Below are 16,131 nucleotides of genomic sequence, written 5' to 3'. Positions count from 1 at the left end.
TGAAAAATATCCTTCTCATTTATGAGAAGGATATTTTTTTCATAACATAATTAATAAAAATCTGACCATTATGCTGTTTCTTTTGTTCCTTTATGCAAATAAAACCTTTACTTTCAAAGAAAGGTTTTGCTGTAATACTCGCTTCTGTATAGATTTCCCTATGCCCTAGGTTCACTGCTTCTTTTTCTAACTTCTGTAATATGGATGAGGCGATCCTTTTCCCTTGATAATATTTATGTGTAAATAAACGATCTACGTAATGATCCTCATTATAATCTCCAAATCCGACTATCACACCATTATGATCCGCTACATAACTAATATTCTTTTCTAAAGACTTTAACCAGCTTTCTCTATCTAGTCGATCTGGTGCCCATGCTTGTAGCTGTAACTCATTATAATCTTTTGCATTAACCGTATGAACTGTTTCATAGAACAATTGTAATACTTGATTTAAATCTTCTTTCTGAAATGTTCTAATTATAATATCTTTTAACATATATAAGTCTCCTTACCAAACTACCTCTTAACTTTTCTACTACATACGATTCAATAATTCTTCTTTATTATATCGTTTTAATTTCTATACGAACAAAAAAACAATACTTATTCAAAGTATTGTTCTTTAATTCTATTCAATTACTTAATGTAACTTTTTAAGATTTTAATTTAACTCTTTGTAATCGTAATGCATTTAATACAACGGATACAGAACTAAATGCCATCGCTGCTCCAGCAACCCAAGGGGCTAAGAAGCCTAATGCCGCAATTGGAATTCCTAACGCGTTATAAGCTAATGCCCAGAATAAATTTTGTTTAATATTTCTTATCGTCATTTTACTCATAAAGATCGCATCAGCAATACTATTTAAATCACCGCGGATTAACGTTATATCCGCTGCTTCCATCGCTACATCCGTTCCCGTTCCAATTGCCATACCAATGTTCGCTGTAGCAAGAGCAGGAGCATCATTTATCCCATCTCCAACCATCGCTACTTTCTTACCATTTGCTTGCAGTTTTTTCACTTCTTCTGCTTTTCCTTCTGGCAATACTTCTGCAATTACGTGATCAATACCAACTTGCTTTGCAATCGCCTGAGCAGTTTGTGTATTATCTCCTGTAATCATCACAACGTCTAGACCCATTTTTTTCAGTCTTGCGATAGCTGCTTTTGAAGTATCTTTCACAGTATCTGCAACGGCAACTATACCAGCATATTCTTTATCGATTGCAATAAGCATTGCTGTTTTTCCTTCTCGTTCTAGCTCTTCCATTGATTTTGAAACTTCTTCAATATCAATATTGAATTTCTTCATTAATCGACGTGTGCCAATTAATAATTGTTTTCCTTCTACGACTGATTCGATACCGAATCCAGGAATCGCTTCAAACGTCTCTGAACTTGGAATATCAATTTTCTTTTCTTTAATTCCTTCCACAATCGCTTCTGCAAGTGGGTGTTCAGAATTTTTTTCTGCCGCACCTACTAAACGTAGTATTTCTTCTTCATGGAATCCATCTGCTACAATTATATCTGTTAACACAGGCTTTCCGTTTGTCACAGTACCTGTTTTATCTAGAATAACTGTATCTAATCGGTGCGTTGCTTCTAAATGCTCTCCACCTTTAAATAAAATACCATACTCAGCCGATCTTCCTGATCCTGCCATAATAGATGTAGGCGTTGCAAGACCTAATGCACATGGACAAGCGATAACAAGTACTGCTATCATTTTCTCAAGTGCTCCGCCAAAATCACCAGGTGTAACAAATATCATCCATACTGCAAATGTGATAATCGCAATCACAACTACAACCGGTACAAAAATACCTGAAATTTGATCCGCTACCCTTTGAATAGGAGCTTTTGAACCTTGTGCCTCTTCTACTACTTTAATGATTTGAGCTAATGCAGTATCTCTGCCTACTTTAGTTGCTTTCACTTTTAAAAAACCATTTTTATTTATTGTCGAACCTATTACTACATCCCCAATTGACTTATCAACAGGAATACTTTCACCCGTTAACATCGATTCATCAATCGCTGATTTTCCTTCTACAATCTCACCATCTACTGGTATTTTTTCACCAGGCTTTACATAGACGATATCACCAGCTACTACTTCTTCAATCAAAATTTTTATTTCTGTTCCATCTCGCACAACTGTAGCTGTCTTCGCTTGTAAACCCATCAATTTTTTAATTGCTTCTGATGAGCGCCCTTTTGCTTTCGCTTCAAATAATTTACCTAAAATAATTAATGTAATAAGTACCGCACTCGTTTCAAAATATAAATCTGTCATATGTTCCGAAGAACCAATAGATTGAATACTTAAATATACACTATAGAAGTACGCGGCCGACGTTCCAAGCGCCACGAGAACATCCATATTAGCACTTTTATTGCGTAACGCTTTATAAGCCCCAACATAAAACTGTCCACCAATGATAAATTGAACAGGAGTTGCAAGTGCTAGTTGCACCCAAGGGTTCATTAACATATCCGGTAAATAAATAAATGACGTAAATGAGAAATGACTAACCATTGCCCACAATAATGGGAAAGATAAAATAAACGAAATAATAAACTTCTTCTTTTGTCTTTCAATTTCTTGTAATCGATGATCAGTTGATGCATCTTGATCATCTGGTTTCACTTCTAATTTATATCCTAGCTTCGTAATCGCGCTCTTCATTTCATTTACATTAACTTCATCAGGATTAAAGTCTACTGTGGCTGATTCTAAAGCAAAATTTACTGTCGCCTTGTTCACACCATCTAACTTATTTAAACGCTTTTCAACTCTATTTGCACATGCTGCACATGTCATTCCTGAAACAGTAAATTCAGCTTTATCACTTACAATTCCATATCCTAATGATTCAACTTTTTCTTTAAATTGTTGCGGATTTGTTTTAGTTGGATCGTACATTATTTTTGTTTTTTCAAGCGCAAAATTTACATTTGCCTCATGAACACCTTCTACTTTTTTTAGACCTTTTTCAATTCTATTTGCACATGCCGCACATGTCATTCCTGATATTTGAAGATTGGCCTCTTTTTTTTCATTCATGTCTCTCACCTCTATATACCCTTATGAGGTATAATTATTAGCAAAATAAATCGTACTTCATTTAAAGTACGATTTATTTCCATATCTAAAAATAATTATTGAACATCGTATCCTTGATCTTCGATTACAGCAACGATATCTTTTAATGTTACAGCAGACGAGTCGATAGTAACTTCAACAGTTCCTTCTGCTAATTGAACCTTCACTTGTTCAACACCGTTTAGCTCTTTCACACTGCTTTCGATAGCATTTACACAATGTCCACAAGACATACCTTCAACTTGTAATGTTAACTGTTCCATTTAAAATCCTCCTCTTGTTTATTCATTGTTTGTTAATCACAATTACATCTTACCATACCCCCCTAAGGTAATCAATGGTTTTGTATCATGATTTTTCAATTATTTTCTAAAAGTTTATTTTACACACACTTTTTCACTACAATACACCAAAATCCAATATGAGGGTAAACAAAAAAACAAGCCAGTTAAATACTAGCTTGTTTTTACGCTTTTGAAAAACGTTCAAATACTGTCATTAATTCTTCAATTGCTTCGTCACCATTTCCATTTTTAATAGCTCCTGAAACACAATGACTCGTATGATTTTTGAGAACGCCCATTCCTACTTTTTTCATCGCTGCATTAATCGCTGAAATTTGCACTAAAATATCTACGCAATAACGATCATTTTCAATCATGTTTTGAATACCGCGGACCTGTCCTTCAATTCTCTTTAATCTATTTATAATCTGTTCTTTTTCTTTTTCTGATCTATGTGTTACTGCTTCATGCTCTTTATGATCCATATTATCACCTTCTTAAAGTTTCTCTTCATCCAATAAAACAATTGTTTTTTATGAGTATACCAATTATAGCATTAAATATCTACGCATGATACCCCATAAGAGTATATTTACACTTTATGATTATTCTTAACAACTCATTAGCTTCTTAATCTCAATTTTCAGTATACCCTTTCCTTTTTGTCAAAAAATCATTATATCTCTCATCAAAATTCAATAAAGTGAAACAAGAATAAGCGGGGATTACCCGCCCCCGCTTATTCTTCGTCTATAATGTTTAAATTTAAATTTTCAGATATTTAATCCGAGAATTTTTCTTTCCATATATAATTATTGCTGATCACATACTTTTGTATCATTCACTACTGAAGTTCCTTCAACGGTTACCGTATGAAAACAGTCATTTACTCGAACTGTCACAACATTATCTTGCCGATCAATGATATGATATTCATTAAAATTTTTATTTAGAGCACTGCGAATTTGTTCTCCTTCATAAATTGGAATGCCATGCGATAAAACCCAAATAAGTCCAGCGATAGCAAGAATAGTTTTCATACGATCTACCTCCTTGGGAATATAGTGAACTTTTAATCCATGCTTTTTCAACTCTACGAATCATGATTGAAATAAACCAAGCCTTTTGGAAATAAGTTCATTTCGTCTATTTTATGTTTATGCTAATTGTGACCGATTTGTGACAACTTTTTGTCTCTTTAGACGAAAAGTTGAAACAAAACTTTCGAAAAGGACAATTCTACATATTAAAAAAGGTTATGGAATGTTTTATCCATAACCTTTTTTCCTATACGTAACTAATAAACCTCAATCCTTTACTTAAAGACGTCGGCACAACAGATGCATGATTCTCCCCTTCAGCTTCATAAAACTTAAATTTAAGTTTATCGTGGTTTACTTGGAGAAGGCGCTCTGATAATTCATTTGCACCTACAACCATATGCTCTCGTTCAAGTGATCCAACTGTAAGGAACACTCCTGTTTCAAACTTAGCATTGTTTAATTCAATTATAAGGTTCTCTTCTTTTTCAAGAACGGATTTATTATTCCACCATATAGATGGACTACTAATAAAATAATTTTGAAAAGCATTCAAGTTTGTAAATAGTATATGCAAAGCGAATAGGCCACCTAAAGAATGCCCAAATAAAGTTTGCTTACCTTTATCAATCTCAAAATTCTTTTCAATTTGTGGTTTCAGTTCTTCTTCAATAAAAGTAAAGAAATTATGTGCTCCTCCTGTTTTAGGCCACGGTTTACCGTCTGGTTTTAAAGGGGCATCTTTTGAAATTACGCTAGGCGTAAAATCATAGCACCTTTCTTCCCCTGAAAATGCGCCTTCAATTGGATAACCCACTCCTACTATAATAGCTGGTGAAACACCGGTTTTTTCCGCTCTTACTGATTGTATTTTAACTGCTTCATGAAATGTTTGAAAAAAGGCATTGCCATCTAATACGTAAATGACAGGATATCCTGAATCCGTTGCTGGTTGCCTCGGCTTTGAAATATGAATTTGATATTCCTTACCTTCTAATTTTGAATACATTTTCCACTGCTCTGTATTAGATGTTATAATCTGCTGTTTTTCAACTGTAGTATTCACCCTATCCCCCCCTTTTTAACTTGTTACATATATTTCGATTTTTTCTTCTTGAGATACAACGCTATCATAACCGAAACAAACAGGAGCCCCGTTATACGGATCAATCATGACACGTGCATCAATATGAAATACTTCTTTTAACACTTCATTTGTAATGATTTCTTCTGGGCTACCAGTTGTAACAATTTCTCCTTCCTTCATTGCAATAATTTCATCTGAAAACCTTGCTGCATGGTTAATATCATGTAATACCATAACAACCGTACAATTATGTTCTTTATTTAACTTCTCCACAATTTGTAATACATCTAATTGATGAGACATATCAAGGTATGTAGTTGGCTCATCTAATAGCAACACTTCTGTTTCTTGTGCTAATGCCATCGCTAGCCATACCTTTTGTCTTTGGCCACCTGATAAATTTGCAATTTGTCTCGTTCGAAATTCAGAAGTTTTCGTTATATCTAATGCCCAATCAATCATTTCTTTATCTTTTGTCGTTAACTTATTTACGTTATTTCGATGTGGATAGCGTCCATAAGAAATTAATTCTTCCACTTTAAGTTCACCTGGTGCAATTGGAGTTTGCGGGAGTAAAGCTAACTGCTTCGCAATTTCTTTCGTTGGAATTGTATGTAAATCTTGCCCTTGTAAATATACTTTTCCGCTTTTTTGTTTTAAAATTCTTCCCATTGTTTTTAACAATGTCGATTTACCGCAACCGTTTGGACCTATAATTGTCGTTACTTTTCCTTCTTGTATTTCCACATTTAAATCGCGAAACACTGTAAGCTTTTCATAACTTGTTTCTAAATTTTTTGCACTTAAAATACTCACTTTTATTCCTCCTCTTACGCTTTCGCCTTATAAAGTAAATATAAGAAATATGGTACACCGACAATAGAAATAACGATTCCAACTGGTAGCTCTACAGGTGTGAAAACTGTTTTCGCAATAAAGTCTGAAGCAATTACAAGAAACATTCCGATTACGCCGCACGTAGGAATTATATACTTATGTTGAATACCGACAAGCCTTTTCGCAATATGCGGTGCCATTAAGCCAATAAAACCGATACTCCCTGAAACAGCAACACATGCGCTCACAAGCCCGATACTACTTAATAGTAAAATCGATTTCTCTCTTTCTACTGAAACACCTAAACTTGTAATACTAGTTTCTTCCAATTGAAATAAATCTAATAAATAAGCTTTCTTTTGTATAAACGGAATTAAGATAATAAGCCATGGTAACATAGCCACAATATACTTCCAGTTCGCACTATATATGCTTCCAGACACCCACACTGCGGCCATTTCAAAATCAGTTGACTTCATTTTGAGTGATAAATACATAGAAAAGGCTCCAAATCCTGATCCAATTGCAATTCCTGTTAATAAAAGTCGCTGCGAATCTAATTTACCGTTTTTCCAAGAAAACAGATAAATGATGATAGCTGCACCTAATCCGCCTACTAAACCAAACATTGGCATCATCATAATAGAAACCCAGTCTGTGCTTTTTAATTGCCCTTGAAAGAAAAACATAAAAATGACGATCGCTGTTCCTGCTCCGGCATTTACTCCTAAAATACCTGGGTCCGCCAACCCATTTCTCGTAATCCCTTGAATAACGGCACCCGCAACACCAAGGCCTAATCCTACTAATCCAGCAATTACGATGCGCGGAAGGCGAAACTCAAAAATAACTAAATCATGTTCTGGTACTGGATCAATTCTAAACAGTGTTTTAAATACATCTGTAATCGTAATATCGAACGTACCATTTGTTAAACTAATATAAATAGCACATAGTATTAAAAATATAATAATCCCCATCGTCATTCCGAAACGTTGACTTGAACTTTTAAGCATGTCTCTCTCCTCCTCTAGTACGGATTAAATAAAGGAAGAAAGGAATTCCAATTAAAGAGGTAACGACTCCAATAGGTGTTTCAAATGGATAGTTTACAAATCTACTCAAAACGTCACATAACGCTAAGAAAACGCCACCAATAACACCTGCACATGGCAAAATCCACTTATAATCTACCCCAATTATAAAGCGGGTAATGTGCGGAATAATTAAACCTACAAAACCAACTTTCCCCACTAAAGCAACTGCTGTTCCTGTTAAGAAAATTACCGATAAAATTGCCATCGCTTTAACTAGTTTTGTACGTTGCCCTAAATTAATAGAAACCTCTTCGCCTAATGAAAGAATGGTAATAGATTTTGATATTAACAGTGCTAAAATTATTCCAATTATCCCAAACGGTATCGTGATTTTAATGATATTAGGATCTACTTGATCTAACTTTGCATTAAACCAAAAACTAACATTTTGAGAAATTTGGAAATACGAAGCCATTGCAGCCGATACACTACTTAAAAATGTTCCAATAACTGTTCCTATAATCGCTAACCTAACTGGTGATAAGCCATTTTGAAGGAGCGAACCAAAACCAAACACGATACCGGCTCCTAGTGCAGAACCAATCATTGAACATAAAACCATACCAATTGATGACATTCCCGGAAGAAAAATCATGCTAAGTGTAATAACAAAGGCAGCGCCATCCGTCACACCCATAATAGAAGGGGATGCAAGATAGTTTCTTGTCATCCCCTGCATAAGTGCTCCTGATATGGCTAGAAATGCTCCGACTAAAAGAGCTGCAACTACCCTTGGTAAACGTGAAGTAATAATAATATTATGATTTACATCGCTTGAATCAAAATGAAATAATGCGTTCCACACTGTTTCAGCGTCAATACTTTTTGCCCCATACAAAATCGAAAGTATAACTGTAAATAAGATGAGTATGGGTGCTATACATAATATAGTTACTGGTACTGCATTTGTTTTCTGCATATCATTCAACGCACCTTACTTATTGTATTATTTAGATAATTTTTTCACTGCTTCTTTTAAGAATGCTGTTTTACTCCAAGCTGTACCACCTTGTGCCATTGGGTCTACAACATTTACAAATACTTTCTTTTCTTTCGCAGCGTTCATACTTTGCCAAATTGGATTATTTTCAATGTCTTCTAACACTTTCGGTTTATTATTTTCACTTGCCTCGTATTGTAAGAAGATATAATCAGGATTAACTTCAGCTAATTTTTCTAAAGAAATTTTTTCTTGTGCTTTTACCGTTTTAAGTTGTTCTGGAGCAGTTAGTCCAAGATCTTTATAAATTACAGGGTTAAAGTATACTCCTTCTGGGTATAGGAATAAGTCATTTGCTCTTAGTCTAATGACAAGTACTTTTTTATCTTTTAACTTATCTCCTAGTTTTGCTTTTGCTTTTTCAGCGTCCGAATTGTAGTCTTTAATAATTTTTTCTGCTTTATCTTTTTTACCAGTTAATTCTCCCATTAACTTTAAGTTATCTTCCCAATTTGTTGAAACGTGTGATACCGGGAATGTAGGAGCTACTTTCGTAAACTTTTCAGCTGTTTCTGCTGGGAATTTCGTACTTGATGTAATAACGTCTGGTTTTAATTGAAGTAATGTTTCGAAATTTGGTTCCATTTTCTCACCAACAGATTTCGCACCTTCTAAATCTTTCTCAAGATACTTCGGTAATTTACCACCAACAGTAATGGCACCAACTGGTTTAATTCCAAGTACTGCCGCATCTTCCATTGACTCTAAACTAGCTGTCGCAATTTTATCTACTTTTGCTGGCACTGTATATTCTTTACCTAAATATGTAATTTTTCGTTTTTCATCTTTTTTCGTTTCCGTAGCTTTTGTCTGTTGTTTTTGCTCGCCTGAAGTTTTATCCGCACTATTACATGCCGCTAAACCTACACTTAAAACTGTAACCATCCCTAATGTAAATAACTTTTTATTCATCTTTATATATCTCCTCTCGAATTTTCCAAACTATATTCTCAATAAAATTTAACTATATGAAACTTGTCTTACATATATATTTCATTAGATTAATAATTCTATCCAGAACTCATTCTCGTTCACTTCCCCTAAGCTATAATTCTTTTATACCTCATCCATTGATAATATTTTTCATTGATAATGATTATCGTTACTAAGTATATATTTAATATGCAATTATTTCAAGAAAGATTTGAAAAATTTTAACAAACTGAATTAAAAAAGAAGTATCCGCCTAATGTTAGATGGATACTTCTTTTTTTAGAAATTTATATGTAATTCAACTGGACAATGGTCAGATCCCATTACTTCACTATTAATTTTCGCTTCTGTTATTTGGTCTTTCATTCTTTCCGAAACAACAAAATAATCTAAACGCCATCCGATATTTTTCGCTCTCGCGCCCATACGATACGACCACCACGAATATGCACCTTCTTGATTAGGATAAAGATAACGATACGTATCAACAAACCCTTCTTCTAAAATACATGAAAATTTCTCTCGTTCCTCATCAGAGAATCCAGGGTTTTTACGATTACTTTTTGGATTTTTCAAATCGATTTCTTTATGAGCAACATTTAAATCTCCACAAAAAATAACTGGTTTTTTCTCATCTAATCGTTTGATATAGGACCTGAAATCATCTTCCCATTTCATTCTGTAATCTAATCGTTCTAATCCACGTTTTGAATTTGGTGTATATAACGTTATCATGTAAAAATCTTCGAATTCTAAAGTAATAAGTCGTCCTTCTTGATCATGCTCTTCAATGCCTAAACCATATGTAACTGAAATCGGTTCTTTTTTTGAAAAAATAGCCGTTCCTGAATATCCTTTTTTCACAGCATAATTCCAGTATGTATAATATCCCTCTAGATTTAAATCAATTTGTCCTTCTTGTAATTTAATCTCTTGTAGACAAAATATGTCAGCACTTGATTCCTCAAGATATTCCAAAAATCCACCTTTTGCGATAACAGCTCGCAAACCATTTACATTCCATGAAATTAACTTCATTTATAGTCCTCCTCTTGATGTTTATTTCCAAATTTCATGCTATCACAAAATAGAAAACAATCATATTTTCACCTTTGTAATCTTGCTCTTACATTTATGAATACATACATACGCACTTTATTCAGGTTATACTAATTTCAGAGGTGATGTTCTATGCACAAGGAAGGAGTTACATTAACAAATGAGTATTGGCAAGCAATTATTCATAATGATTCTTCCTATGATAGCAAATTCTTTTATGCTGTGAAATCAACTGGAATCTTTTGCAGACCATCATGCAAATCAAGAATACCGAATAGAAACAATGTACGAATTTTTCATCATGCAGAGCAAGCATTAAGTAAAAACTTTCGCCCGTGCAAACGTTGTAAGCCAAACGGGATCACTTTACCTAATGAAGAGTGGGTAGAACAAATTAAAGACTATATCGAAAAGCATTATGACGAATCCTTAACTCTCGACATGCTTGCGGAAATGTGTCACGGTAGCCCTTTTCATTTACAGCGTACTTTCAAAAGAATAATAGGGCTAACTCCTATAGAATATATACAACAATTCAGGGTTCTTAAAGCAACCGAATACCTTTTACACACAAATCAATCTATTAAAGAAATTAGTACTGCTGTCGGGATAGAAAACCCAGAGTATTTCGCAACTTTATTTAAAAAGAAAACCGGATTTACTCCTACTGAATATCGAAAAAAGAACGAAATGAAAGAGGGATACGATAATGAATTCCTACAAAAATAATTATATATATTGGACGCTACTTACACATAAAAATTGGCGATTTCATATTGCTGCAACTGAAAATGGACTATGTTTCATTGGATCACAAGACGAAAACTTTGAAGAATTAAATATATGGGCTAGAAAAAAACTGCCCCAACATATATTGACCCATAGTCCAGATTACTTGCAAATATATACGAAAGAAGTTATCGAGTATTTAGAAAACAAGCGAGGAACTTTCACATTTCCTATCGATGCTTATGGAACTAATTTTCAATTATCTGTTTGGAATACGGTACGTGAAATTCCTTACGGGAAGACATATTCTTATACAGAAATTGCTGAAAGAATTCAAAAACCTAAAGCTGTGCGCGCCGTTGCTTCTGCTATTGCTGCTAACCCTCTTCTTATTACAATTCCTTGTCATCGCGTTATTGGGAGGAACGGGAAACTAACCGGATTTAGGGGCGGATTAGAAATGAAGAAAAAATTGCTTACATTAGAAAAGTTGCAGGTGGAATTCATATGACAGCAGAATATAATAGCGTATTATCTGTAGCAGTTCCGAAAGAATTTTGTTTTCAAGAAAATTTACGCTATCTATCACGTTCGAACAATGAATGTATGTTCCATATTGAAGATAACAAAATTTATAAAGTTATCCCTGTTCAAGATGTAAATCCTTTAGTTGAAATTAGTGTGAATACAGATGGAAATATTCAAATACGTTGTTTAGAAGAACCATATACATCTGAAAAATCGATACGTGAAGCTGTAGTTAACTATGTAAAAGAATGGTTTGATTTAACTACTGATTTAGCCCCATTTTATACATTAGCTAAACATGATTTACTCCTTCAAGGACCAATTGAACAATATTATGGCCTTCGTACTTTAGGCATTCCAGACTTATTTGAGGCACTTTCCTGGGGAATTATCGGTCAACAAATTAACCTAACATATGCTTATACGCTAAAAAGGAGATTAGTTGAGCAATTTGGAAGTTATGTAGAATGGGACGGTAGAAAACATTGGATATTCCCATCACCTGAAACAATTGCAAATCTACATGTAGAAAATCTTCAACAATTAAAAATGACGACTAGAAAATGTGAATATTTAATCGGTATTGCGAAGCTTATTACAGAGAGAAAATTATCAAAAGAGGATTTACTGCAAACACAAGATGTAAAGGTTGCTGAGAAACAATTAACTGCTATCCATGGTATAGGACCATGGACTGCCAACTATGTTTTAATGCGTTGTTTAAGATTTCCTTCGGCTTTTCCAATTGATGATGTTGGTCTGCATAATGCAATTAAATTTATAACAGGTTCCGAAAATAAACCGACTAAAAATGAAATAAAAGATTTCGCGGCAAACTGGGCTAATTGGGAGTCTTATGCGACTTTTTATTTGTGGCGAGTACTATATTAAAAGAACCAAGTAGCACATTCGTACTACTTGGTTCTTTTTTAAGCTTGCTCCTCAAAACGTCTTGCAATTTCCACAATAACTTGAACAGCTTTTTCCATAGTATCTACCGAAACATACTCAAATTTACCGTGATAGTTTTCACCACCAGTGAAAATATTCGGCGTCGGTAATCCCATATATGATAATTGTGATCCATCTGTGCCTCCGCGAATCGGATGAATATTTGGTTCAATGTCTAAACTTTTCATTGCTTCATATGCAATATCAACAATTTCTCTTACCGGTTCAATTTTTTCAAGCATGTTATAGTATTGATCATTCATTTCTAAAACGACTGCATCTTCGCCATATTTTTCTTGCATAGTCTTCACAATATTTTTAACGTTATTTTTACGTGCCTCAAAATTTTCACGATCAAAGTCTCGAATAATATAATACGCTTTACTTTGCTCAACATCACCATTTAAAGAAAGTAAATGATAGAATCCTTCATAGCCTTCTGTATATTCTGGCGCCTCTTCTACTGGTAAATACCCATTAAACTCCATAGCAAGTTTAGTAGCATTGCGCATTTTATTTTTCGCTGTTCCAGGATGTGTATTCGTTCCGTTAAACGTTAACTTAGCACCTGCAGCATTAAAACTTTCATACTCTAAACCACCTAATGGACCTCCATCCATCGTATAAGCGAATGATGCACCAAACGCTTCTACATCAAAATGCGCTGGCCCACGACCAATTTCTTCATCCGGTGTAAATGCTACTCTTATTTTCCCGTGCTTAATTTGCGGATTATGTATTAAATGGTTCATTGCAACCATAATTTCTGTAAGACCAGCTTTATCATCTGCTCCTAGAAGTGTTGTACCATCAGTTGTAATAATGGTATGTCCTTTATATGATGGTAATTCCGGGAACTGCTCTGGTGTTAACACAACATTTAGCTCTTCATTTAACGTAATTGCATTACCATCAAAATTTTCATGAATTTGTGGTTTGACGTTTTTCCCTGTAAAGTCTGTTGCCGTATCTAAATGGGCTAAAAATCCGATTACAGGAACATCCTTGTCCGTATTAGCTGGAAGTGTTGCCATTACATAGCCATTATCATCCATCGTTACTTCTGTTAACCCAATCTCTTTTAGCTCTTCCACTAATAACTTACCAAACTCAATTTGTCCTGGTGTTGTTGGTACTGTATGACTTTCTTCATTCGATTGCGTATCAATTTTTACATATCTCGTAAATCTTTCAATAAGTTCTTGCTTCAAGTTCATTCACTCCCTTTTATGTTTCTCTCTCCATTATAATCCTTAAAACGAAATATTTTAACTTTTTTGACTGTGAAGATGTATATTTCATTTACATTGTTAACATTTTTAAACGAATGATAAAAAGACATAATATTTGTACATTAAAACCGTAACAGGTAACATACATAATTATAAAATATGGGAGGTTGTAAAGATGAGGCTAACTCTCTTTCGCTATTTTCTTTTTTTCTTAGGATTAATTTTCTTTGGCCTTGGAAACGCTCTTGCAGTCAAAGTTAAATTTCTCGGCTTGCACCCTTGGGAAGTTTTAAATATGGCTCTCTACCAAAAGTTTGGATGGACCATCGGTACGTGGAGTGTCATATGTGGGTTATGTCTCGTTCTAATATCTTTACTAGTAGATCGAAAATATATAAATGTGGGGACATTTTTGAATGCACTACTTATCGGTCCCATTATGGACTTTTTCTTACAATCAAACATGCTTCCAGACGCTAGTAATTATTTATGGATAAACTTACTCATTTTATTTTCTGGTATTGCCATTACAGGTATCGGGGGAGGTATGTACGTTGCGGCTGGGATTGGCGCTGGACCCCGTGATGGATTCATGCTTACTATTTCAGACAAAACAGGACTTTCTATTAGCCGTGCTAGAATCATAGTAGAATGTATTGTACTAGTTATTGGATTTATGCTAGGAGGTCCTGTTTTCATCGTAACTTTTCTGTACACCTTTATTCAAAGTCCAATCTTTCAGCAATCATTTAAGATGTTTCAAACACTTTTACATACTTTACATGGCAAAAAGAAAATTAGCGAACATATTTAAAGTACAGCTTAATACAAATAAATCCACCCTATTTACGACTCTCATCGCAAATAGGGTGTTTCTGTTTTTATCTCGCAATTTAAGAATATATACTACTCATTTACAATAAAAGTATATACATCATCATAAATACAGCCATTTACTTTAATCACATACTTCCCAGGTTTATTAAAACTAATTGTGTATTTATTTAACTGAATTGCTTCTTTATCTCCAGAAAGAATATCAATGCTTCTGCCACTTAATACATACAATTCATTTAGATTCATCGTTACATCAATTGTATTGAAATTTTCTACTTTCACTTGCTGTGCTTCCGCAACGCTTACACTTGGTTCTAAAAACAGTAGTCCACTTAATCCAATCGTCCCCGCTAAAGCAACTCCCGCAAACTTTTTAATCTGTTTCATTACAATGACCTCCTTATAGATTTTGCGTAAAGGTAATGTCCTCCCTTACACCACAAAGCCTATATGTAATGAAATGAAAAGTAAACGGGGACTGTAAGACAAAATTCTACATCTTTTTCTCCTATTGAATATAAATCCAACGTTTGGAGTTTTGACACATTTAAAATTGTTTCCCTAAACCAATTTCTCCATAATTTATTCAAAGACTGAATAATTACTTATTTATTTAACATTCTAACAATAGTTGATAAAGATGCTTTCTATTCAAAAAAAGACTTTGCTATAAAAGTAACTTTTACAACAAAATCCATGCAACTAATTTTATTCAGCTTTCCATAATCTCTCTACATTCATTAATTGTTCTTCTTTAAATTCCATCTTATATATATCCGGTTTTGACGTATTCATTAAAAATTCAAAACCATATTGTTTATCAAAATAGTTCATCATTAATGTCATGACAAGCCCATGTGTACCAATTACAATTTTGCATCCTCGAAAATCCATTAAGATTTCTTTTAATACTTTCACTACTCTTCTCTGGCAATCTGCATATGACTCTCCTTCCGTTCGTGCGAAGTCCGGATTAGAGAACATCTTCTGTACAAGTGGATACACCTCCTTGTCTGATATAACCTGATCCTCACTTGAAAACATACACTCTTTAAGATTTTCATATACTACTATTTCTTTTTCATGGAAATTAGCTGACTCCTCTATCGTTAACATAGCCCGATTATAAGGACTGGAAATAAAAGTATCAATCCTCTCCGCTTTTAATATGTCAGTTACTCCACGGGCATCCATATGTCCCCTCTCAGTTAACCCGCGCATTCTTTCATTTCCTTCTAGTTTTGGTGATTCACCATGTCTAACCATATAAATATATGTGCTCATAATTTCTCCTTAAAATTTTTTATAAAGTGAAACTTTAATCAGCCCTCACTAATCGGGCTGCCCGGCAAATAGCGAGATAAGTTAATAAATCAAGTTCATTTATCCCATTTCAACACT

General features: G+C 34.1%; 18 protein-coding genes. 4 read left to right on the top strand and 14 right to left on the bottom strand.

Annotation, left to right across the window (positions count from 1 at the left end):
• Positions 1-19 precede the first annotated feature (19 nt).
• The 11 genes from BM089_RS15230 to BM089_RS15180 form a co-directional block, all read right to left on the bottom strand.
• Positions 20-499 (bottom strand): GNAT family N-acetyltransferase, encoded by a 480-nt coding sequence (locus tag BM089_RS15230; RefSeq protein ID WP_000910164.1) that lies wholly within the window; start codon positions 497-499, stop codon positions 20-22.
• 157 nt (positions 500-656) lie between these two features.
• Positions 657-3,077, bottom strand: a complete 2,421-nt coding sequence (locus BM089_RS15225) for a heavy metal translocating P-type ATPase (RefSeq protein WP_001003176.1) — start codon at positions 3,075-3,077, stop codon at positions 657-659.
• Between the two features lie 95 nt (positions 3,078-3,172).
• Entirely contained in the window at positions 3,173-3,379 is a 207-nt protein-coding gene (gene copZ / locus BM089_RS15220; RefSeq protein ID WP_000436973.1) for a copper chaperone CopZ, read from the bottom strand.
• Between the two features lie 203 nt (positions 3,380-3,582).
• Positions 3,583-3,885, bottom strand: coding sequence for a metal-sensing transcriptional repressor (locus tag BM089_RS15215; RefSeq protein ID WP_000349637.1), 303 nt, complete (start codon positions 3,883-3,885; stop codon positions 3,583-3,585).
• Positions 3,886-4,212: 327 nt separating this feature from the next.
• Positions 4,213-4,440: a hypothetical protein gene (locus tag BM089_RS15210; RefSeq protein WP_000849103.1), complete on the bottom strand. Its 228-nt coding sequence runs from the start codon at positions 4,438-4,440 to the stop codon at positions 4,213-4,215.
• Positions 4,441-4,687: 247 nt separating this feature from the next.
• Positions 4,688-5,506, bottom strand: a complete 819-nt coding sequence (locus tag BM089_RS15205; RefSeq protein ID WP_090977249.1) for an alpha/beta hydrolase — start codon at positions 5,504-5,506, stop codon at positions 4,688-4,690.
• A gap of 15 nt (positions 5,507-5,521) precedes the next feature.
• Positions 5,522-6,343 (bottom strand): ABC transporter ATP-binding protein, encoded by an 822-nt coding sequence (locus BM089_RS15200; protein WP_000025764.1) that lies wholly within the window; start codon positions 6,341-6,343, stop codon positions 5,522-5,524.
• A gap of 14 nt (positions 6,344-6,357) precedes the next feature.
• A complete protein-coding gene (locus BM089_RS15195) occupies positions 6,358-7,380 on the bottom strand; it encodes a FecCD family ABC transporter permease (protein WP_090977247.1) in 1,023 nt (340 codons plus the stop codon).
• Positions 7,373-8,380: a FecCD family ABC transporter permease gene (locus BM089_RS15190; RefSeq protein ID WP_001173064.1), complete on the bottom strand. Its 1,008-nt coding sequence runs from the start codon at positions 8,378-8,380 to the stop codon at positions 7,373-7,375. The genes BM089_RS15195 and BM089_RS15190 overlap by 8 nt, the downstream gene beginning before the upstream one ends.
• 27 nt (positions 8,381-8,407) lie before the next feature.
• The gene (locus BM089_RS15185) at positions 8,408-9,373 is read right to left on the bottom strand and encodes an iron-hydroxamate ABC transporter substrate-binding protein (RefSeq protein ID WP_090977244.1); all 966 of its coding nucleotides are present in this window, start codon (positions 9,371-9,373) and stop codon (positions 8,408-8,410) included.
• A 300-nt stretch (positions 9,374-9,673) separates the two neighbouring features.
• Entirely contained in the window at positions 9,674-10,432 is a 759-nt protein-coding gene (locus BM089_RS15180; RefSeq protein ID WP_090977242.1) for an exodeoxyribonuclease III, read from the bottom strand.
• Between the two features lie 153 nt (positions 10,433-10,585).
• Between BM089_RS15180 and BM089_RS15175 the strand changes: the two genes are divergently transcribed.
• The 3 genes from BM089_RS15175 to BM089_RS15165 are packed head-to-tail and all read left to right on the top strand — an operon-like array spanning position 10,586 to position 12,601.
• Complete coding sequence (locus tag BM089_RS15175) at positions 10,586-11,182, top strand: bifunctional transcriptional activator/DNA repair enzyme AdaA (RefSeq protein ID WP_090977240.1); 597 nt, start codon at positions 10,586-10,588, stop codon at positions 11,180-11,182.
• The gene (locus BM089_RS15170; RefSeq protein WP_065222996.1) at positions 11,163-11,693 is read left to right on the top strand and encodes a methylated-DNA--[protein]-cysteine S-methyltransferase; all 531 of its coding nucleotides are present in this window, start codon (positions 11,163-11,165) and stop codon (positions 11,691-11,693) included. The genes BM089_RS15175 and BM089_RS15170 overlap by 20 nt, the downstream gene beginning before the upstream one ends.
• A complete protein-coding gene (locus tag BM089_RS15165) occupies positions 11,690-12,601 on the top strand; it encodes a DNA-3-methyladenine glycosylase 2 (RefSeq protein ID WP_065222995.1) in 912 nt (303 codons plus the stop codon). The genes BM089_RS15170 and BM089_RS15165 overlap by 4 nt, the downstream gene beginning before the upstream one ends.
• A 38-nt stretch (positions 12,602-12,639) precedes the next feature.
• Here BM089_RS15165 and pepT read toward each other — a convergent pair whose 3' ends face one another.
• Positions 12,640-13,872 (bottom strand): peptidase T, encoded by a 1,233-nt coding sequence (gene pepT, locus BM089_RS15160; protein ID WP_000807014.1) that lies wholly within the window; start codon positions 13,870-13,872, stop codon positions 12,640-12,642.
• Between the two features lie 196 nt (positions 13,873-14,068).
• Here pepT and BM089_RS15155 point away from each other — a divergent pair, with 196 nt between their 5' ends.
• Positions 14,069-14,707 (top strand): YczE/YyaS/YitT family protein, encoded by a 639-nt coding sequence (locus tag BM089_RS15155; RefSeq protein WP_001241256.1) that lies wholly within the window; start codon positions 14,069-14,071, stop codon positions 14,705-14,707.
• Positions 14,708-14,799: 92 nt separating this feature from the next.
• On the opposite strand, the gene BM089_RS15150 is transcribed toward BM089_RS15155, so the two are convergent.
• Both BM089_RS15150 and BM089_RS15145 read right to left on the bottom strand, forming a co-directional pair.
• On the bottom strand, positions 14,800-15,117 hold the full coding sequence (locus tag BM089_RS15150; protein WP_000809495.1) for a hypothetical protein: 318 nt from the start codon (positions 15,115-15,117) through the stop codon (positions 14,800-14,802).
• 321 nt (positions 15,118-15,438) lie between these two features.
• The gene (locus tag BM089_RS15145) at positions 15,439-16,014 is read right to left on the bottom strand and encodes a histidine phosphatase family protein (RefSeq protein ID WP_046392964.1); all 576 of its coding nucleotides are present in this window, start codon (positions 16,012-16,014) and stop codon (positions 15,439-15,441) included.
• Positions 16,015-16,131: the final 117 nt, after the last annotated feature.

The sequence above is a fragment of the Bacillus sp. 5mfcol3.1 genome (assembly GCF_900114335.1).
In the GTDB taxonomy this organism is placed as follows: Bacteria; Bacillota; Bacilli; order Bacillales; family Bacillaceae_G; genus Bacillus_A; species Bacillus_A thuringiensis_S.
This window is presented reverse-complemented; position numbering and strand designations above follow the sequence as displayed.